This is a genomic window from Galactobacter sp. (assembly GCF_022712295.1).
Classification (GTDB): Bacteria; Actinomycetota; Actinomycetes; order Actinomycetales; family Micrococcaceae; genus Galactobacter.
On record NZ_JALAGT010000106.1, the window covers coordinates 1 to 18238 of the forward strand.

Consider the following 18238-nt stretch of genomic DNA (forward strand, 5'->3'; position numbering starts at 1 on the left):
ACCCATGCCTCAACCCTAGAACCTGGTTGGATATGTGCATGACCACGACTCCACGTTCAGACGCCCACAACGCCATCAGTGTCCTAGGCGCCCGCGAGAACAACCTCAAGAACGTCTCACTCGAGATACCGAAGCGGCGGTTGAGCGTGTTCACGGGGGTCTCCGGCTCGGGGAAGTCCTCCCTCGTCTTCGACACCATCGCCGCGGAGTCCAGGCGGCTCATCGACGAGACGTACCCCGCGTTCCTGCAGGGATTCATGCCCTCGATCCCTCGTCCCGAGGTGGACAGCCTGTCCGGGTTGACCACCGCCATCGTGGTGGACCAGGAGCGGCTCGGCGCGAATCCACGCTCCACGGTAGGCACCGTCACCGACGCCCACGCCATGCTGCGTACCCTGTTCAGTCGCTTCGGAGAGCCGTACCTGGGCGGCCCAACGGCCTTCTCGTTCAACATCCCCACCCAGAAGGCCTCCGGCATCATGACCTCGGCCAAGGGCGACAAGGAAGTGGTGCGCAACGAGATCTACCTCGGTGGAATGTGCCCCAGGTGTGAGGGACGAGGCCAGGTCTCCGACGTGGACCTGAACGCCGTGGTCGACCAGACGCTGTCGCTGAACCAAGGGGCCATCCTGGTACCCGGGTACAAGGTGGACGGCTGGATGGTCAAGGGCTTCGCCGCGTCCGGACTCCTTGATCCGGACAAGCCCATCCGCGACTACACCGACACAGAGCGCCATGACTTCCTCTACAAGGAGACCACCAAGGTCAAGGTGGCCGGGATCAACATGAGCTACGAGGGCCTGATCCCCAAGATCACCAAATCCATGCTCTCCAAGGATCTGGACGCGCTGCAGCCACATGTGCGCCGCTTCGTGGAGGCCGCCGCCACGTTCAAACCCTGCCCGGACTGCGACGGGACCCGACTGACCGAAGGGGCACGCGGGGTCAAGGTCAACGGGCTCTCCATTGCCGATGCCGCCAGGATGCAGGTCAGCGACCTGGCAGTGTGGGTGCACACGCTGGACCTGAGCGGAGCCGGTCCCTTGGTGGACGCGCTGGGCTCCCTGCTGGATTCGTTCGCCGAGTTGGGCCTCGGGTACCTGAGCCTTGAACGCCCCTCCGGCACCCTCAGCGGAGGCGAGGCACAACGGATCAAGCTGCTGAAGCATCTGGGTTCCCCGCTCACGGACGTCACCTACATCTTCGACGAACCCACCATCGGCCTGCACCCTCACGACATCGAACGCATGAACAAACTCCTGCTCCAGTTACGGGACAAGGGCAACACCGTCCTGGTGGTGGAGCACAAGCCCGAGACCATCTTGATGGCCGACCACGTGGTGGATCTGGGTCCGGGCGCCGGGCAGCACGGGGGAGAGGTGATCTTCGAGGGCACCCCCGACCAGCTGCGGGAAGCTGACACGCCCACTGGACGGCATCTGGGGGACCGCACGGGGTTGAAACCACAGGTGCGCGCCGGGGCCGGGGCCATCGAGGTGCGCGATGCGTGCGAGAACAATCTGGACCACGTGTCCGTGGACGTCCCCCTGGGCGTGCTCACGGTGCTGACCGGCGTGGCAGGCTCCGGGAAGAGCTCGCTGGTGTCCTCGTCGCTGTCGTCCCGCCTGGGGGTCGTGACGGTGGACCAGAGCCCCATCAAGGGCTCACGGCGCAGCAATCCGGCCACCTACACCGGGATGTTGGATCCGATCCGCAAGGCCTTCGCCAAGGCCAATGGCGTTAAACCCGCGTTGTTCAGCGCCAATTCAGAGGGCGCCTGCCCAACGTGCAAGGGCGCGGGCGTGATCGTCACGGAACTCGGGTTCATGGAGACCGTGGAGACACCGTGCGAGGACTGCGGGGGCAAGCGCTTCCAGGCCGGAGTCCTCGAATACCATCTGGGAGGGCTGGACATCACCGAGGTGCTCGACCTGCCCGTGGCCCAGGCCCTCGAATTCTTCTCCGCGGGTGAGTCCAAGGTTGCGGCCGTGGCGAAGATCCTGGGCCGCCTCAACGACGTCGGCCTGGGTTATGTCAAGCTGGGTCAGCCGCTGTCCACGCTCTCGGGAGGAGAGCGGCAACGCCTCAAGCTCGCCATCCGCATGGGAGAAGAGGCGGACGTCTACATCCTGGACGAGCCGACCACCGGCCTGCACCTGCAGGATGTGGAGCATCTGCTCGGCATGCTCGACCGACTCGTGGACTCAGGCAAGACGGTCATCGTCGTGGAACATCATCAGGCCGTCATGGCCCACGCGGACTGGATCATCGACCTGGGCCCCGGCGCCGGACACGACGGTGGGCGCGTGGTCTTCGAGGGGACTCCGACCGACCTCGTCGCCGCCGGCTCCACGCTGACGGGGCGTCACCTGGCGGCCTATACAGCGGGATAGCTTTCTATACACATCCAACCTAATATAGAAAAATGGCACTGAGCATCAAGGACCCCGAGGCCGATCGGCTAGTTCGCGAACTTGCTGCAGCCACGGGGGAGACGATCACGGAGGCCGCACGCATCGCCTTCTCCGAACGGCTTCAACGCGTGCAATCCCGTGCGGTCGGAGACGCAGGACGCAGGGCCCGCATCCAGACGATCATCGACGAAGCCAGGCAGAGTCCCGTTCTCGACGAGCGGACCCCGGACGAGATCCTTGGTTATGACGAAGTCGGACTTCCCACGTGAACACACCGATTGTGGTCGACACCTCAGCACTCATCGCCGTCCTCTTCGCAGAGGAAGACGCCGATGTCTATCTGGACGCCCTTGACCGATACGCCGGTCGGCTCGTGCTCAGTCAGGTGACGAGAGTGGAACTGCGCATTGTCGTCGAGTCCAGACATGGCAGCGCGGGCGTCGCCAGACTCGCTCGACTGATGGCCGAACTCCACGCCGAGTGCGTCCCCATAGACGATGCCACCTCGTTGGCCGCGATTGCCGGATGGAGACAGTACGGGAAGGGACGTCATCCCGCACGACTGAACCTCGGCGACTGCTTCTCATACGCCCTGGCCAAGAATCTGGGTGCACCGCTGCTATTCAAAGGGAATGACTTCTCTCAGACCGACATCGTGGGCGCATTGCAACGTTAGGCCCCAGCTTCGCGTCTCAGGAGATCTGGCCACGCCAGGTGCGAACGGCCTCAAGAACGTCCTGGTCCAGGTTGGAGCGCTCGAACCATACGCCCAGGTCCAGCTGCGTATAGAAACCGTGGAAGGCGGCTTCCGGGGTCAGCCCGAAGTCAGCCAGAACGCGGGTACGAGCCTCAGCTTCTCGGGGATCGACACCATGCAGGGCTGCCGCGCGCGGATGGTTAGTGAACGAGGCCATATAGTCGGCCACTGCAGCGTCTGAGGTGACACCCACGGCCTTCGACAGAACGGCAGCCACGAGCCCGGTCCGGTCCCAACCGCCCCCGCAGTGGAAAAGAAGTCCGCCCGCCGGAGCCGATGCGATGGCCTCCAACGTGGCGGCCAGTCGATACGGAAGTTGCCGCAGATGATCGGCGTAATAGAGGGGCGTGCACCATCTGCCATCCGCCTCGAACGCGGACCAGAATTCGCGATCGTCACCGTCCAGGTCGACGTGCACGCGCTGCCGACCGCGCGGGACCAGGCTTTCGTGGGATTCGCACCGATCCGGTGCACGTCTCATGAATTCCTGGTCCGGCGAGACCGCTGTGCGGATCCCCGGCACATGGACGGGCGGGAAGACTTCGACATAGCCACGTTGCCAGGCCATCCGGCCTCTCTCGCGACAGCTCACCAAAGCGCCGATAATCTACATTATGTAAAGTAACGGCGAACTAGGCCCCGACAGAGGCCTCCTCCGCCTCTGCGTTGCCGGCGGCTTCGATGTCCACGGTCCCCGCTTCCACAGTGAGCGATGAGTCCGCTGCACCCTGCGGCGCATCCGCATCGAGGAACGGCGTGATGAACGAGTACCCGCTGATCTGATCCTTCGTCACCGACAAGCTGAGATCCATGTGCGGCTCCAACGCGGTCACCTTGTCCAATGGCGCCCCGACGATGAGCTGGAACCCGAGTCCACGCCATGCCGCCATGGCCCGCCCGGCGAACTGTGCATCAGACTTCACGAAGCCTTCGTCAAGGAAGACCGGAGCGAACCGCGGACGCGTCCTGGTGTCGTCGCCCAATTGGTAACGCAGCGCAGAGCCGACGATGAAGGCAACGAGCTCCTGCGATTCACCGCCTGATTTGCCTCCCAACGATGAATACACAGCCAGCTCGCGACCACTCTGGTCCACGCGCGCCGCAGTGATCTCCAGGTGACGACGCACGTCCAACATCTCATCGCGACGGAGGCGCGCCTCTCCGTCGGTGGCCGAGAGCAGAGCCATGAACTCTCGCAACCTGCGGAAGAGTTCCTCGGCCTCCTCCCCCGCCTCAGGGATCTCCCCCGTGGCCAGTTCCTTCAACTCGCTCCGGAACGCCACCAAGGACTGCGGATGCAGCCTGCGCACCACGATGCGCAGACGATCCGCGCGCGGGCCGAACGGGAGGCCGGCAAGGATCTCGTTGACCGGTTCGAGGCGTTCCTCGATATCGGCCATCGAGGCGTCAAAGGCGTCGGCAAGCAGCTTCAGGTCATTACCGGACCAACTCTGGAACTGTTCCCTGAACTCCTCCCGCCTACGGTGCAGACCGTTGGCCTCGATGGCATCGAGCAATGCTCGATACTCGGGATACGAGGCCACACCGGTCCCCCGATCCGAGTCGGGCCACCGCTCGTCGAAGCCCGAGAAGACGGCTTCCAGAGCACCCGCGGCCTGAGCCGCAGCCCGGCGTTCTCGGTCCGAGTCCTCCACCAACCTGGAACGCAGCGTTCGCAGCGTGCGCTGCCAGCGACCCAATTCTGCTTCTCCGACCTCGGAGACCAACATGGCATCCAGATAGGCGGCATCGTCCTCATCCAGAATCGCCGATTCCTGTGCCTCGAGCTCTGCAAGCCGATCTGACACGGCGTCCTGGCGCTCCACCAGGTCCGCCCACTCGGCTTCGAACTTGTCCTGCTCCACGTGCGCGGCAGCACGCACCCGTAGCGCGGCATCCAGGTCTGCAGCGACGCTCGCCTGGCGTGCAACCAACGCGGCGACGACGTCGGACTCGCCGGCTGCCGCGTCGGCCGCCTGCCGGGCGGTCAGCTCATGCGCCACCGCGGTGTCCACGTCCACCGCCTCCCACGAGGTGGACAGCAGCATCGCATAGGCGTCGGCCTTGGTCCGCAGCTTGACCAGATCCTGATCCACAGCGGCGCGAGCATCGTCATGCTCCACCAAGTCCTCACTGATCGAACGGACCTCGTCCTCGATGGCGGCCTGTCGCGTGGTGTTGGAGAAACCCAGGACATCACCGGCGCCGGCGGAACGACCGTGGGATCCCCGACGGCCGCTCGACGTCTGGCCTGCGGCCGTGACCTTGGGCTGCTCGCCCCCCAACTCGCTGGCAGAGTCCACGCACAGGTGGTCCGTTCCGGGACGCTGAACCCGGCGCCGCACCCAATCGGAGAACGGGGAATCCTTGAAGATCAGGCGCCCCGAGATCATCGAGCTGTCCAACGGCTCCTGATCCGCCGTCGTCGTGAGGTCCACCCCTTCGAACTGGATGCGGGTCGGTAGGGACAGATCATCCAGCACCACCCGCAATTGCGCCTGCCTGCGGGCATCCATGAGCATGGTCAGCCCCACCCCGCGCAGGGTCGCCTCCGCAGCCGGACGCCATGACGCATACTCCGGCGCAACGTCCATGAGCTCGGCGGCAAACGGGAGCTCATGCGGATCAAGCCCTGCCGCCTCCGCGATCATGCGCCTGGCCGCATCCTGGACCATGGGCACCGAGCCCTCACGCCGACGCAGGGAGTCGTGTTCCCTCATGAGTTCGGAGCGACGCTGCTTCAGGCCGGGGGCGGCTGCCACGTGATCGTCTCGTTCGGCGCGCAGCCGTGCCTCGGCGAGGTCGCGCTGATCCAGGAAGTCCCGTGCACGCTCCACCAGTTGCGCATGCTCCTCGGCACGCGTGCAGACCTCGCCCGCTGCCTCCAGCTGCGCATCGAAATCCGACCGCGCCGAGCGGACACGCTCCAGGTACAGCCCGGCCTGCGTTGCGCGCGCAGCCAGGACCTCGCCCTCTCCCCCGTCCTCGTCGCGTCGGCGACGAGCCAACTCTGAGCTTTCGCCCTGCAGACGAGCCACGTCTTCCTCGGCCTGGAGCACGCTGTGCCGGACCCGCTCCGCGGACCCGCGGTTGTCCTCCTCCGCCTTGGAGAGCAGGTCCGCTTCGACCCGAGCCCCCCAAAGATCGAAACCGGTGGCGCCGTCCTTGCGGCCCAACCCGAAACGATCCAGCCTTTCCGCACGCTCACGAGAGGAACGATACTGCCCGTGCAGTTCCTCCATCCGGGCCAAGGCGTGAGCCTTCGCTGCGTCCTCCTCCAGCTGGGTATAAGCGGTATCCAAGGAGGCGAACTGTTCCACGGCGGCGCCAGCCACCCGGAACGTAGAAGGTTCCTCCAGCACCATCTGCTTGTACAGGCTGTCCACTGTGCGCACCTGCTGCCCCGCCTGAATCCTGGCCAGCAGGCGCAGGGCCTTCTCCCCTCCATCGCCCGCGCCGATGCCCAGCCGGGTGGTGACTGCGTCCAGGAAACGGGACGCGGTGTCGTACGTCGTCAACCCCTCGAAGCCCGCACGCAGAGATCGAGGGTCGAAGCGCTTGTCCGCGAAGGCCTCCAACGAGCGAAGGTCCAGTGGAGCTGGAACGGTGAACATCCGCATCACCACTTCGGTGCTCCGCCGTGCGCTCGCCGGCGCCAGGTACACCCTGGCGACGGTCAGCACCCGGTGCATCTCGTCGGTGAAGGTCATCGCGATGGCGCCCCACGTCGGAGCATCCGCCCCGCGCATGACCTGCTCGGTGAGCTTCTCGCCGTCGTGCGCCGTGTCGCGTAGTCCCCGGAGATAGCTGAGTACGTTGCGCTGGTCCGCGCCTCGGGCACGACCCTGCGTCGCGTCGTTCGAAGCACCGTTGAACGCAACGGTGGATGGCATCATCAACGCCAGATAAGCATCAAGCAAGGTGGACTTCCCCGTGCCGGAGGCACCGGAGATCAAAGTGGAGCCCGGCGCCAGATCGAAACCGTGATGACCATGGAATCCTCCCCAGTTCACGAGCTGCATGCGCTGCGCCCTCCACTGGGAGGTGGTCTCACTGAAACCCGGGAAAAGCGGTACCTCGGTCATTGCTGCGCCTCTTCGTCGTTCGTATCCGTCTCGTCGTTCGCATCCGCTGTGTCCGGCCGGCCCTCGCTGTCCGGCTGCGCGTCGGAGAGCGAGGCCGCTGCCTCTGGCCGGTTCAGATGGGTCAGGGTCGCCGCCAGCTCCTGCAGCCGTGCCAAGGTCAGCACCACCTCCACCACAGCGGTGATCTCCAGCCTCTCTTCGTCCTCGGTGGCTGCCAGGATCCCGGCGGCTCGCATCGAGGCCACGGCCTTGCGTGCCCTCTGTTGTTCGCCCACCACGTCGGTGCTGCCCTGAGCGCGATAACTTTCCACGGCGTCCAGGCACTCCGCCACGTCCACGAACACCCGGTCGCCGCCCGAGGAGCGTTCGCTGAGGCGCCGCGCCCGCAGGAAGACCAGCAGAATGGTCTCCTCCTTGCTGTACTGCGTGTCCCGCAACAGCACTGGAGTGTCGCCTGCGGCTTCGGCGTGCACCTGGGTCTTGTACGCCACTCCCCTGTCGCGATCGATCACCAGATCGAGGAAGAGGTCGTGGAGACGGGAGGTGATGACGGCTTCGTTGGCGATCAACACGTCCCAGTCCCGAGCCTGCCGTTCGCGTGTGAGGACCTGCCGCCGCAACAGCGCAACGAGGGTCCGACGCACCGGGAAATCCAGGGTTCCGGCGTCACCATCGAACAGGGCGAGGCTGTCGGGGTCCCCTGGGCCGTTCCAGGCCGGGCCACTCGTCGATTCCTCCGACATCGCATCAACCGCGTCCACCGTGTCCTGCCTCATTTCTTCAGTCCTTCTGCTTCTCGGTGCACCGCGGATTCCCGGGCCTCATGGTCCTGCCCACCGGGGTCCGAAGGCGCAGGATCCGAAAACTCAGCGTCCAAAGGCCCGGTGTCAGATTCCGGTTCGGCGCTCAGGTCAGCCGAGCCGATCCTCACGTTCGGGATCCGTAGGGTCCGCGTGGACCCGTCGGGACGTACCGTCACCACCGCGTCGAAGTCCGATCCCGTCCGGTCCTCGGCCAACAGCCCCTTCTCCGTGGCCAGCTGCATCAAGCCGAAGAGCTCAACGGGCCGGCGCAGCTCCCGAGGCAACTCGTTGAACACCGAGGGAAGCGCAACCACGTGCTCCCCCACCAGGGCCGCCAGGGCGTCACTGACCTGTCGCACCAAGGGACCACCGCTGCGCATCACCGCTTCGAGATCCGGGGCCAGTGGTGCGGAGGCGGTGACATCCTGCAGCGGCGCGGCCCCGGGTCCGGGTGAGAGCGAGTCGGTCCGCGAACGCAGGTGAGAGATCTCGGCCCGGGACGGCGCACCGTCAAGAGGTACTCGATCCTGACTCCTGGCGGCCTGCGCCCAGACCGACAGTTCCGACTGCACACGATGAATCGCGGTGCTCAGTTCACGTTCCTGGTCGGCCTCGGCGTGGGTGAGGTAGTCGGCCAAGGAACGCGAGGCCTGGTGTTGGCGGGCCTGCACGTCATAGAGGCCGCGCCGGAGGACGGAAGCGACGTCGAGGAAGTCCCGCCGCGACCGCGCGTCGAGATCTGCAGCGAAGGGATGGTCCATGATGGCCCGAAGGTCCTCGCGGAACGCGCCGAGCCGTTCCTCGTCGCCCAGGATCGAGAGCGCTCCCTGGAACGCGCGCCCTGCGGGAGTTGCCGTCATCAGTTCTCTGGCCGCCTGCAAGTATGAGCCGAGGACCTCGCCCTGAGGTCGTTCCTCGGTTCGGAAGTCGTGGATCATACGGCGATGGATGGCGTCGAGGGACTCCTCGACGCGTCGGAAGTCGCCGGGAATCTGGGCCAGCAGGTCCACCACGTCGGTGTAGCCGTGACGCATCCGTTCGTCGTCCGCGCGCAGCAGCTCTCCCCCGTTCTCCAGGCGGGTGCGTTCCTCCTGCAGGCTGCGGATCTCGTCGTCGAGTTCCGCGATCCTGCTTGCTGCATCAGGTTGAGCCTCGGAGGCCCAGCGGTGAACCGCATCCACGATGGTGCGCAACCTGGACTCATTCAGCAGGCTGCGGTCACGCCCCAGGGTGGAGACCACTCGCTCCGCCGTGAGTGCGTGGGAGGTGCGTTCGTAGACCTCTCCCCCGTCCTCGCCGGGCAGTCTCGACAACCAGGATTCCCTGACCCAGCTCAAGCACAAGCTGCGCCCGTCGGCCTGAGGGGGCGTTTCGAGGCCGGCTTCCCGCAATTGACCGAGGTAGGCATCCACTTGTGCATGAAGTCGCGGCGCGGGAATCGCGGCCCCGGAGGAACCGAAGCTGAGCCGCAAGCTGCCCAGTACCAAGGCGGACCACTTGTGGTCCACCAGCTTCAGGGCGGGCCCACGTGAGGCCTGGATGCGGCCCACCTCGTCCACGATGCTGCTCACTGTGGTCCGCATCCTCCTCGTTCGTTTCCCTCATTCGTCACCGGCGCCGGGGCGTAGATCGCGTCCGGGACCGACCCGCACGGACTACGCACCAGCCCACGAGCATAGCGGGCCGCCGAAGACTCCAGCCAAAGCCACCGCGATCTTCATCACGGATTGATATCCACAACTATGCCGCCGGTCACGGGTTTGTTATGTTACCGTTATCTAGGTTTGCGGGCAGACCGCGAACCACACGCTGTTCCTCAAGCGCACTGACGTCCACCGCGCATCGTGGTCGCCTGGCCCAAACGGAAACAAGCCTGAACCACCACCCGTGACCTGGGACCCTGGACGGAAGGACACTGAAGCATGGCCGGTCGGCACGCTGCCGCGGAGCAGGAGACCAAGCACTCAGTCTTGGAGCAGATCGCCGCGCACCGTCCGGCCCGTTTCTCTGCCATCGCTGTCGCCGCCACCGCTGTGGCCGTGGTCCCGCTCGGAATCAGCGCCGGCGGTGGTCACGCACAGGCCAAGAGCGATGCCAGTGTCAAGAGCTCCATCGAGCTCAAGGCCGAACGCGCCTCTTCCCAGGTCATCACGGCCACGGCTGCCGAGACCTCGACACCTCAGGCTTCCCTCGTGAAGGTGCTGGCCAAGCCGGCCAAGCCGGACCTCAAGACCAAGGGAGGCAACACCGTTGCCCTCGAGGCCAAGCTCACGGGCGACGCCTCCGCGCCCCATTCCGGCGCACACGCATCCACCACCGTGGATGCACAGGATCTACCGATCACCGATTCCGACTGGGTTCGCCCTGTCACGGGCGCCTCCGTGACCTCGGAGTACGGCCACCGCGCAAGCCTGGCAGCTGCGGGTGGAACCGCCACGTTCCACAACGGCATCGACTTCGGCGCCGCCCTCGGCACCCCGATCCACGCCGCGAACGACGGTGTGGTGGTCCATGTCGGTATGGACGACTTCGACACGCACACCGGTGGCATCATCGTGGTTCTGCACCGCACCTCCGCCGGTGACTTCCTGACCTCGTACAACCACATGCGCTCCAGCGACCTCCTCGTCGACGAGGGTGACACGGTGAAGGCGGGCCAGGTCATCGCCAAGGTGGGCGCAGAGGGCAGGGCCACCGGCCCGCATCTGCACTTCTCCACCCGCGTCATCAACGACCTCTCGGACCCATTGAACGCGTGGACCATCATCGAACCGCGGGAGTTCATGAGCCGCATGGGGTTCTGATCCACGGGTAGGCTGATCCACGTGACCAGCCCCGAGGCCAACGCCTTCCCCCTGTTGGATGCAGCCGTACTCCTGCGTCCAGCCCGCTCCCCCAACGCCTTCGAGGACACCGTCCAAAGGCTTCTGCAAAGCATCCGCCTCGGCCTCATTCCGCCAGGAGCCAAACTTCCCTCCGAACGCGATCTGGCCGCGATGCTCAAGGTCAGCCGAGATACTCTCAGGGAAGCCCTGGCCGCCTTGTCCGACGCCGGCTACCTGCAGGCCAGGCGCGGACGCTACGGCGGAACCTTCATCTCGCCCTCGCTGCCCGCGCCCACGCCCGTGATCGACGGTGATGGCGAACTCACGCCGCGCCCGAGCATCCCCCCAGCGGAAATCGAGGACACCCTGACCCTTCGTCGGGTCATCGAGGTCGGTTCCGCTCGCGAGGTCGCCGCGCGTGGTCTGAGTCCCGCTGAGCACGCCCGCCTCCGCCAAGCCAGGGTTGCCTGCACCACGAGCCCGGATGATTTCCGGCGACTCGACGCGCGCTTCCACCTGTTGATCGTGGAGCTGGTTGGCGCCCCGAGCCTCCTTCCCCTGATGGCGGATGTGCGCATGCGCATCAACGAACTACTGGACCGGATCCCACTCACGCAGGAGACCCGCGCCCGTTCGGATCACCAACACGGGCAGATCCTTCAGGCCATGGCGCAGGCGGACCCTGACACCGCGGAGAGCCTCATGCGCAATCACCTCTCCGAGACGGAGGAACTGCTGCGCGGCAACCTGAGCGCGTGAGTCACGCCGGTATCATTGACACCATGCGTCGACTCTCCTGGATCCCCTGGTTCCTTCTCGATGCGGTTCTCGTGGTGGTCTTTGCCGCCTCAGGCCGCTCCAGCCATCAGGAAGAGGTCACCATCTCAGGAACGCTGCTCGTGGCCTGGCCCTTCCTGGCCGCACTCGTGGTCGCCTTGCTCCTGACCAAGGGCACCACCACCATTCAGGACATCTGGCCCTGGGGCCTGCTCTACTGGGTCATCACCGTGGTGCTCGGCATGCTGCTGCGTGTCGTCACCGGTGGCGGCTTCGCCTGGAGTTTCCTCGGCGTCACCTTCGGCGTCCTCGGCCTCTTCCTCCTGGGTCGCAGAGCCGTGGCTCACCTGATCATCCGCAACCGCGTCAAGCTTCGCGGCTGACCTCCTGCCGGCTCACCCGCCCCTCAACTCTCATTCCGTCATCACAGCCAATCGAACACGCAAGGAGACACCATGATCACCGCGTTCGTCATGATCAACGTCGATGCCGCATCCATTCCGGAGGCCGCTCAGGAGATCTCTGAGCTCGACGGAGTCTCAGAGGTCTATTCGATCGCCGGCGCCGACTGGGACCTCATCGCCGTGGTCCGGGTCCGTCAGTACGAAGACCTCGCGGAGGTCATCCCCAATCGCATCTCCAAGGCGGCCGGTGTGCTCAGCACCATCACCCACCCTGCCTTCCGTTCATTCTCGCGCCACGACCTGGACGCGGCCTTCAGCCTCGGCCTCGAGTAGTTCGGCCTGGAGTAATTCGACCGACCCCGTAATCACACATGCACGACGGGTGCGTCGCGAGGAGGACTCGCGACGCACCCGTCGTGCATTGTGGGTTGGCCTGCCGGCCTTCGGCCGGCCACCGTCAGTGGCCTGTCAGAGCCACCCAGCGCTTCAGGACCTCTGCTGCCGCGCCGGAGTCGATGGACTCCTCCGCACGCTGCAGCGCGGCCGCGATGCGCTGCTCGAGGGGACCTTCCGCGGTCTCCTCATAGGCCACCAGTGCGCCTGTCGCGTTGAACACCACGGCGTCACGGACCGCGGACCGCTCACCGGCCAGGACATCACGCACCACCTGCGCGTTGTGTTGGGCGTCGCCGCCGCGAAGATCATCCAGCGAGGCGCGCTCGATACCGAGGTCGGCTGCGTCAAGGCGCTGATAGCTCACCTCACCGTCGCGAACCTCCCACACCTGGTTGGCCGCCGTAGTGGTCAGCTCGTCCAGCCCGTCGTCACCGCGGAAGACGAGAGCTGACTTGCCGCGGGAAGCCAAGACGCCGGCCATGATGGGTGCCATGCGGTCATCGGCACAGCCGATGGCAGACGCCGCCGGGTCCGCAGGGTTGGTCAGGGGGCCCATGAAGTTGAAGGCCGTCGCGATGCGCAGCTGGGAGCGAACCGGCGCGGCGAAACGCATGGAGGGGTGGAACACGTTGGCGAAGCAGAAGGTGAGTCCCACCTGCTCCAGGATGCTCGGAAGCACCTCCGGTTCCAGGTCGAGGCGGACACCGAGCGCGCCGATCACGTCTGCCGAGCCGGACGCTGAGGACGCGGCCCGGTTGCCGTGCTTGCCCACGCGCGCCCCGGCACCCGCGGCGACGAGTGCGGCCATGGTGGAGATGTTCACGGTGTTCTGACGATCACCGCCCGTGCCGACAATGTCGAGGGTCCGACCCTCCACGCTCAGCGGGCGGGCGGCGGCCACCATGGCCTCCACCAGGCCGGTGAATTCCTCCACCGTCTCGCCCTTGGCGCGCAGGGCCACGAGGAAGCCTGCCACCTGGGCGTCCTGGGCGTTACCGGCCATGATCTCAGCCATGGCCCAGTTCGTGGCCGCGATGGATTGGTCCTCACCGTTGATCAATGCGGTGAGGAGACCGGGCCAGTTGAATTGCTGGGATGCGTTGTCGATAGGGCTCACGGATCCAACACTAGTAGCCCTCCCCCACCACGTCGCGGATCGTGACGACGGCGGGGATCCGCATTCGACACGCGGCCCTCTACTACCGAACGTAGAAATTTCTGGGGCCGGAAACCGCGAAATTCCGCGTCATGTGGCGCACACGACCAAGTTCAGTTGCCCTCCACGCGCGTCTGCGTTGGGATAAACGGGCAGAAATGAGGATAATGAACGGGTGACCACTGCGACTTCATCACTCAACCCAGCGGGGCAGTCCTCTCTCAGGCGCCCCAACATGGTCGCCGTCGGAACGATCGTCTGGCTCGCCTCAGAGCTGATGTTCTTCGCGGCTCTCTTCGCCATGTACTTCTCCCTCCGTGCCGCCGTGCCCGAAGTTTGGGCCCACGACACCCAGATCCTCAACATGCCGATGGCTCTGGTGAACTCCATCATCCTGGTGGCGTCCTCCTTCACGTGCCAGATCGGCGTGGCCAAGGTGGAGGCCCACGGTAAGCCGGCTCAGCCGCGCCGTACCGGCTCCATCTTCGACCTGAAGAACTGGGGTATGGCCGAATGGTTCATCCTCAGCTTCATCATGGGCGCCATCTTCATCGCCGTTCAGGCCTTCGAGTACACCGAGTTGGTTCATGAGGGCATCACGCTCTCCTCCACCGCCTTCGGTTCGGTGTTCTTCCTGACCACCGGCTTCCACGGCCTTCACGTCACCGGCGGCCTCGTGGCCTTCCTGCTGGTGATCGCCCGCGCGTACATGGCGCGCAACTACGGTGCACATGAGGCAACCAGCGCCGTCGTCGTGTCCTACTACTGGCACTTCGTCGACGTCGTCTGGGTCGCCCTCTTCGTCATCATCTACATCATCAAATAGGCCCGGCCCGCTACCGGACCCCCACACCACGCACCCAAAGGACTAGATCACGTGAAGGCTCTTTCCCGACGTCGGCGATCACCGCTGGCGGTCTTCGCCATCCTGCTGATCGGCCTGCTCGTCACCGGCGGTCTCTACGCCGTGGCAGCCGGCACGGTCAACAAGGCAGACGCAGCCGAGAGCAACCAATCCGTCACCGGCGACGCCGAATCCGGAGAGAAGCTCTTCGCAGCGAACTGCGCCACCTGCCACGGCATGAGCGCTGAAGGCTCCGACTCCGGTCCGTCCCTCGTGGGCGTCGGTGGCGCAGCCGTCGACTTCCAGGTCGGCACCGGCCGCATGCCCATGCAGATGCAGGGACCCCAGGCCCAGATCAAGCCCAAGCAGTTCGATGACCAGCAGACGGCCGACCTTGCCGCCTACGTCGCCTCCCTGGCTCCCGGCCCGGAGGTCCCCTCCGACGAGGCTGTGTCCTCCGACGGCGTCAGCGACGAGGAGCTCGCAGAAGGCGGCACGATCTTCCGTGTCAACTGCGCCATGTGCCACAACGCTGCGGCAGCCGGCGGCGCTCTGACCCGCGGTAAGTACGCACCGACCCTGAAGGGCGTCAGCGAGAAGCATATCTACGAGGCCATGGTCACCGGCCCGCAGAACATGCCCGTCTTCAACGACTCCAACGTCACCCCGGAGCAGAAGAAGCAGGTCATCGCTTACCTGAAGCACATCGAGACCCAGGGCAGCCCCGGCGGCCAGGGCCTCGGTTCGCTCGGCCCCGTGGCAGAAGGCCTGTTCATCTGGACGGCAGGCCTCGGCCTGATCATCGCCTTCACCATCTGGATCACCACCCGCCACTCGTGATCCCAGCACTCGTGGAGGGGAAACCACTCGGATCCCCTCCACGAGTCACACACACTTCACACGCACATCTGAGAGAAGGTAGAGAGACACTATGGGCGACGAACGTCACGGTGACCCGTTGCACCCGGGTGCCGTCGATCAGGTTCGCCAGGGGGACGTGGACACGTTCCAAGACCCCGGCATGCCACCCCATCCGCCACGCTTGACCGACCTTGACCCCAAGGCCGAGAAGCGTGGAGAGCGCCAGGTCCTGGTCCTGTTCATCATTTCCGTCATCGGGACCATCCTGTTCTTCTTCGCCTACTTCGGCGTGGGACACACCGGTATCGAGATCGGCACCAAGCTCCGCCTGCAGAACGCCCTGCTCGGCCTCGCCACCGGTCTGGCCATGCTCGGCATCGGCCTGGGCATCATCCACTGGGCCAAGGCCCTGATGCCCGACCACGAGTCCGAAGAGGCTCGCCATGACCTCGCCGACGAGGGCCACCGTGCAGAGGCGCAGGAAATCATGGACACCATCGTCGAGGAATCCGGGCTGAAGCGTCGCAAGCTGCTGCGCAACACCCTGATCGGCGCCATCGCGGTCGCACCGCTGCCCGCGATCTTCTACTTCCGCGACATGGACCGCTCCAAGCTCGGGGCACGCGCCATGGTCGACCGCCTGCGGCACACCATGTGGGCCAAGGGTGTCCGCCTGGTGCGGGACCCCTCCGGTCTGCCCATCAAGGCCTCCGACGTCCAGCTCGGCTCCGCCTTCCACGTCATCCCTGAGGGTCTCAACGAACTCAAGGAGGGCAAGCTCAACGAGAAGTCCAAGGCCGTGGTGCTGCTGATGCGCCTGCCCAAGGACAAGCTGACCATCTCCCCCGGTCGTGAGACCTGGAACGTGGACGGCATCGTGGCCTACTCGAAGATCTGCACGCACGTCGGCTGCCCGGTGGCACTGTACGAGCAGCAGACCCACCACCTGCTCTGCCCCTGCCACCAGTCGACCTTCGACCTCACGCAGGAGTGCAAGGTGATCTTCGGCCCCGCCGGACACGCCCTGCCGCAGCTGCCCATCGAGGTGGACTCCGAGGGCTACCTCGTGGCACAGAGTGACTTCCAGGAACCCGTCGGACCGAGCTATTGGGAGCGTGGCTGATCATGACGCAGACGACTGAATACCAGCCGAGCACCCGTACGGGTCGCGTGGCCAACTTCGTCAACACCCGCACCGGCATGTCCGCCGTGGTGCGCGAGTTCGGACGCAAGATCTTCCCGGACCACTGGTCCTTCATGTTCGGTGAAGTGGCGCTGTACTCCTTCATCATCCTGCTGCTCTCGGGCACCTTCCTGACCTTCTTCTTCGATCCGTCCATGGCGGAAACCCACTACGACGGCTCCTACGTGCCGCTGCGTGGGGTCGAGATGTCGGTTGCTTTCCAGTCCTCCCTCGACATCTCCTTCGATGTCCGCGGTGGCCTGTTCATGCGACAGCTGCACCACTGGGCGGCCCTACTGTTCATGGCAGCCATGGCCGTGCACATGTGCCGTATCTTCTTCACCGGCGCATTCCGCCGCCCGCGTGAGCTGAACTGGGTCGTCGGCTGCCTGCTGATCTTCATCGGCATCTTCGCCGGCTTCACCGGCTACTCCCTCCCCGATGACCTGCTCTCCGGTAACGGCCTGCGCATCATCGACGGCGTGATCAAGTCGATCCCGGTGATCGGAACCTACATCTCGTTCTTCCTCTTCGGAGGCGAGTTCCCGGGTACCGCGATCATCTCCCGCTTGTACATGCTGCACATCCTGCTGATCCCGGCCATCATCCTGTTGCTGATCGCGATCCACCTGGTCATGGTCGTGGTGCACAAGCACACCCAGTACCCCGGCCCGGGCCGCCGCGAGGACAACGTGGTCGGCTTCCCGGTCGGCCCGGTGTACGCATTCAAGGCCGGCGGCTTCCTGTTCGTCGTCTTCGGCGCGCTGGCTCTGATCGCAGGCTTCTTCCAGATCAACCCGATCTGGAACTACGGGCCTTACGATCCCTCCCCCGTGTCCGCAGGTACCCAGCCGGACTGGTACGTGGGCTGGGTGGACGGCATCCTCCGCTTGATGCCCGGTATGTTGGGTGACTTCTCGTTCGAACGCGTCATCCCGTTCCCGTGGGGCGACAACGTCCTCATCCTGAACGTCATCGGCCCCGTGGCCACCGTGGTGCTCGCCCTGGTGATCATCATGGTCTGCTGGCCCTGGATCGAGCGTTGGTTCACCAAGGACAACCGCGAGCACCACATCCTGGACCGTCCTCGCAACGCGCCGTTCCGCACGGCCACCGGCGTCGCCGCCTGTGTCCTCTACGGAACCATGTGGGCAGCGGCTTCCTCGGATATCATCGCGACGCACTTCAAGGTCTCCTTGAACGACGTGACGTACTGGCTGCGCACCCTGCTGATCATCGGCCCGTTCATCGCCTTCTGGATCACCCGTCGCATCTGCCTGTCCCTGCAGCGTAAGGACCGCGAGACCGTGCTTCACGGCCGCGAGACCGGACAGGTCTTCATGTCGCCCGAGGGCGGCTATGAGGAGAAGCACCAGCAGCTCGACGAGTACAAGCGCTGGCGCCTGGTGTCCTTCAAGACCCCGACCTACATTCCGGCCCAGCCGGATGAGGACGGGAACATCTCCCGCAAGGAACGCCGTCGCGCCTGGTGGGCCAAGTTCTTCCTGGAGGACCGCGTCGCACCGGTCACCCCGGCCGAACTCGAGGCCGCTCACCACGACCACCACGAGGTCAAGGGTGACGACGACAAGAAGGAGCTGGGTCACTGATCCACCGCTCGTAGCTCGACAGAAGGGGCCCTCCCCGTGCGTCTCGGGGCGGGGGGGGCCGCGTGGGGGGGGCGACGGGCGGGGGGTCGGGGACGCGGCGCGATCGGGTGGGGGGGCGCCGGG

Annotated in this window: 16 protein-coding genes; 11 read left to right on the forward strand and 5 right to left on the reverse strand. The window is 65.4% G+C overall.

Annotated elements, in window-relative coordinates:
• Positions 1 to 38: 38 nt before the first annotated feature.
• From Q0A15_RS08025 to Q0A15_RS08035, 3 genes are read left to right on the forward strand one after another with little or no spacing between them, the layout of a single operon-like run.
• Positions 39 to 2393 (forward strand): excinuclease ABC subunit UvrA, encoded by a 2355-nt coding sequence (locus tag Q0A15_RS08025; RefSeq protein WP_291279005.1) that lies wholly within the window; start codon positions 39 to 41, stop codon positions 2391 to 2393.
• Positions 2394 to 2425: 32 nt separating this feature from the next.
• Positions 2426 to 2683: a type II toxin-antitoxin system VapB family antitoxin gene (locus Q0A15_RS08030; protein ID WP_291279006.1), complete on the forward strand. Its 258-nt coding sequence runs from the start codon at positions 2426 to 2428 to the stop codon at positions 2681 to 2683.
• Positions 2680 to 3090 carry a type II toxin-antitoxin system VapC family toxin gene (locus Q0A15_RS08035; protein WP_291279007.1) on the forward strand — a complete coding sequence of 137 codons (411 nt, stop codon included), beginning with the start codon at positions 2680 to 2682 and terminating at the stop codon, positions 3088 to 3090. Before Q0A15_RS08030 ends, Q0A15_RS08035 begins: the two co-directional genes overlap by 4 nt.
• A 16-nt stretch (positions 3091 to 3106) precedes the next feature.
• On the opposite strand, the gene Q0A15_RS08040 is transcribed toward Q0A15_RS08035, so the two are convergent.
• From Q0A15_RS08040 to Q0A15_RS08055, 4 genes are all read right to left on the reverse strand, one after another.
• A complete protein-coding gene (locus Q0A15_RS08040; protein ID WP_291279008.1) occupies positions 3107 to 3652 on the reverse strand; it encodes a tyrosine-protein phosphatase in 546 nt (181 codons plus the stop codon).
• Positions 3653 to 3803: 151 nt separating this feature from the next.
• Complete coding sequence (locus tag Q0A15_RS08045; RefSeq protein WP_291279009.1) at positions 3804 to 7256, reverse strand: ATP-binding protein; 3453 nt, start codon at positions 7254 to 7256, stop codon at positions 3804 to 3806.
• The gene (locus Q0A15_RS08050; RefSeq protein ID WP_291279010.1) at positions 7253 to 8032 is read right to left on the reverse strand and encodes a DUF4194 domain-containing protein; all 780 of its coding nucleotides are present in this window, start codon (positions 8030 to 8032) and stop codon (positions 7253 to 7255) included. Before Q0A15_RS08050 ends, Q0A15_RS08045 begins: the two co-directional genes overlap by 4 nt.
• Complete coding sequence (locus Q0A15_RS08055; protein WP_291279011.1) at positions 8029 to 9630, reverse strand: DUF3375 family protein; 1602 nt, start codon at positions 9628 to 9630, stop codon at positions 8029 to 8031. Before Q0A15_RS08055 ends, Q0A15_RS08050 begins: the two co-directional genes overlap by 4 nt.
• Before the next feature lie 351 nt (positions 9631 to 9981).
• Between Q0A15_RS08055 and Q0A15_RS08060 the strand changes: the two genes are divergently transcribed.
• The 4 genes from Q0A15_RS08060 to Q0A15_RS08075 all read left to right on the forward strand — a co-directional run bounded on the left by Q0A15_RS08060 (position 9982) and on the right by Q0A15_RS08075 (position 12398).
• On the forward strand, positions 9982 to 10863 hold the full coding sequence (locus Q0A15_RS08060; protein WP_291279012.1) for a M23 family metallopeptidase: 882 nt from the start codon (positions 9982 to 9984) through the stop codon (positions 10861 to 10863).
• A gap of 21 nt (positions 10864 to 10884) precedes the next feature.
• On the forward strand, positions 10885 to 11643 hold the full coding sequence (locus tag Q0A15_RS08065) for a FadR/GntR family transcriptional regulator (protein ID WP_291279013.1): 759 nt from the start codon (positions 10885 to 10887) through the stop codon (positions 11641 to 11643).
• A gap of 23 nt (positions 11644 to 11666) precedes the next feature.
• Positions 11667 to 12044, forward strand: a complete 378-nt coding sequence (locus tag Q0A15_RS08070; protein WP_291279014.1) for a DUF3054 domain-containing protein — start codon at positions 11667 to 11669, stop codon at positions 12042 to 12044.
• A 72-nt stretch (positions 12045 to 12116) separates the two neighbouring features.
• Positions 12117 to 12398 (forward strand): Lrp/AsnC ligand binding domain-containing protein, encoded by a 282-nt coding sequence (locus tag Q0A15_RS08075; RefSeq protein ID WP_291279015.1) that lies wholly within the window; start codon positions 12117 to 12119, stop codon positions 12396 to 12398.
• 124 nt (positions 12399 to 12522) lie between these two features.
• Here Q0A15_RS08075 and trpD read toward each other — a convergent pair whose 3' ends face one another.
• The gene (gene trpD / locus Q0A15_RS08080; protein WP_291279016.1) at positions 12523 to 13578 is read right to left on the reverse strand and encodes an anthranilate phosphoribosyltransferase; all 1056 of its coding nucleotides are present in this window, start codon (positions 13576 to 13578) and stop codon (positions 12523 to 12525) included.
• A gap of 274 nt (positions 13579 to 13852) precedes the next feature.
• Here trpD and Q0A15_RS08085 point away from each other — a divergent pair, with 274 nt between their 5' ends.
• The 4 genes from Q0A15_RS08085 (at position 13853) to Q0A15_RS08100 (ending at position 18115) form a co-directional block, all read left to right on the forward strand.
• Positions 13853 to 14443: a heme-copper oxidase subunit III gene (locus tag Q0A15_RS08085; protein WP_291279017.1), complete on the forward strand. Its 591-nt coding sequence runs from the start codon at positions 13853 to 13855 to the stop codon at positions 14441 to 14443.
• Positions 14444 to 14494: 51 nt separating this feature from the next.
• The gene (locus Q0A15_RS08090; RefSeq protein ID WP_291279018.1) at positions 14495 to 15301 is read left to right on the forward strand and encodes a cytochrome c; all 807 of its coding nucleotides are present in this window, start codon (positions 14495 to 14497) and stop codon (positions 15299 to 15301) included.
• A 91-nt stretch (positions 15302 to 15392) separates the two neighbouring features.
• Positions 15393 to 16445: a ubiquinol-cytochrome c reductase iron-sulfur subunit gene (locus Q0A15_RS08095; RefSeq protein WP_291279019.1), complete on the forward strand. Its 1053-nt coding sequence runs from the start codon at positions 15393 to 15395 to the stop codon at positions 16443 to 16445.
• Between the two features lie 2 nt (positions 16446 to 16447).
• Complete coding sequence (locus tag Q0A15_RS08100; RefSeq protein WP_291279020.1) at positions 16448 to 18115, forward strand: cytochrome b N-terminal domain-containing protein; 1668 nt, start codon at positions 16448 to 16450, stop codon at positions 18113 to 18115.
• Positions 18116 to 18238 lie beyond the last annotated feature (123 nt).

What these genes read in the sequence shown, in the direction of transcription:
- Q0A15_RS08095 (WP_291279019.1), top strand. Translation starts at nt 15,393, where the DNA reads ATGGGCGACGAACGTCACGGTGACCCGTTGCACCCGGGTGCCGTCGAT.
- Q0A15_RS08100 (WP_291279020.1), top strand. Translation starts at nt 16,448, where the DNA reads ATGACGCAGACGACTGAATACCAGCCGAGCACCCGTACGGGTCGCGTG.
- Q0A15_RS08075 (WP_291279015.1), top strand. Translation starts at nt 12,117, where the DNA reads ATGATCACCGCGTTCGTCATGATCAACGTCGATGCCGCATCCATTCCG.
- Q0A15_RS08040 (WP_291279008.1), bottom strand. Translation starts at nt 3,652, where the DNA reads ATGAGACGTGCACCGGATCGGTGCGAATCCCACGAAAGCCTGGTCCCG.
- Q0A15_RS08045 (WP_291279009.1), bottom strand. Translation starts at nt 7,256, where the DNA reads ATGACCGAGGTACCGCTTTTCCCGGGTTTCAGTGAGACCACCTCCCAG.
- Q0A15_RS08070 (WP_291279014.1), top strand. Translation starts at nt 11,667, where the DNA reads ATGCGTCGACTCTCCTGGATCCCCTGGTTCCTTCTCGATGCGGTTCTC.
- Q0A15_RS08060 (WP_291279012.1), top strand. Translation starts at nt 9,982, where the DNA reads ATGGCCGGTCGGCACGCTGCCGCGGAGCAGGAGACCAAGCACTCAGTC.
- Q0A15_RS08050 (WP_291279010.1), bottom strand. Translation starts at nt 8,032, where the DNA reads ATGAGGCAGGACACGGTGGACGCGGTTGATGCGATGTCGGAGGAATCG.
- Q0A15_RS08025 (WP_291279005.1), top strand. Translation starts at nt 39, where the DNA reads ATGACCACGACTCCACGTTCAGACGCCCACAACGCCATCAGTGTCCTA.
- Q0A15_RS08030 (WP_291279006.1), top strand. Translation starts at nt 2,426, where the DNA reads ATGGCACTGAGCATCAAGGACCCCGAGGCCGATCGGCTAGTTCGCGAA.
- Q0A15_RS08085 (WP_291279017.1), top strand. Translation starts at nt 13,853, where the DNA reads ATGGTCGCCGTCGGAACGATCGTCTGGCTCGCCTCAGAGCTGATGTTC.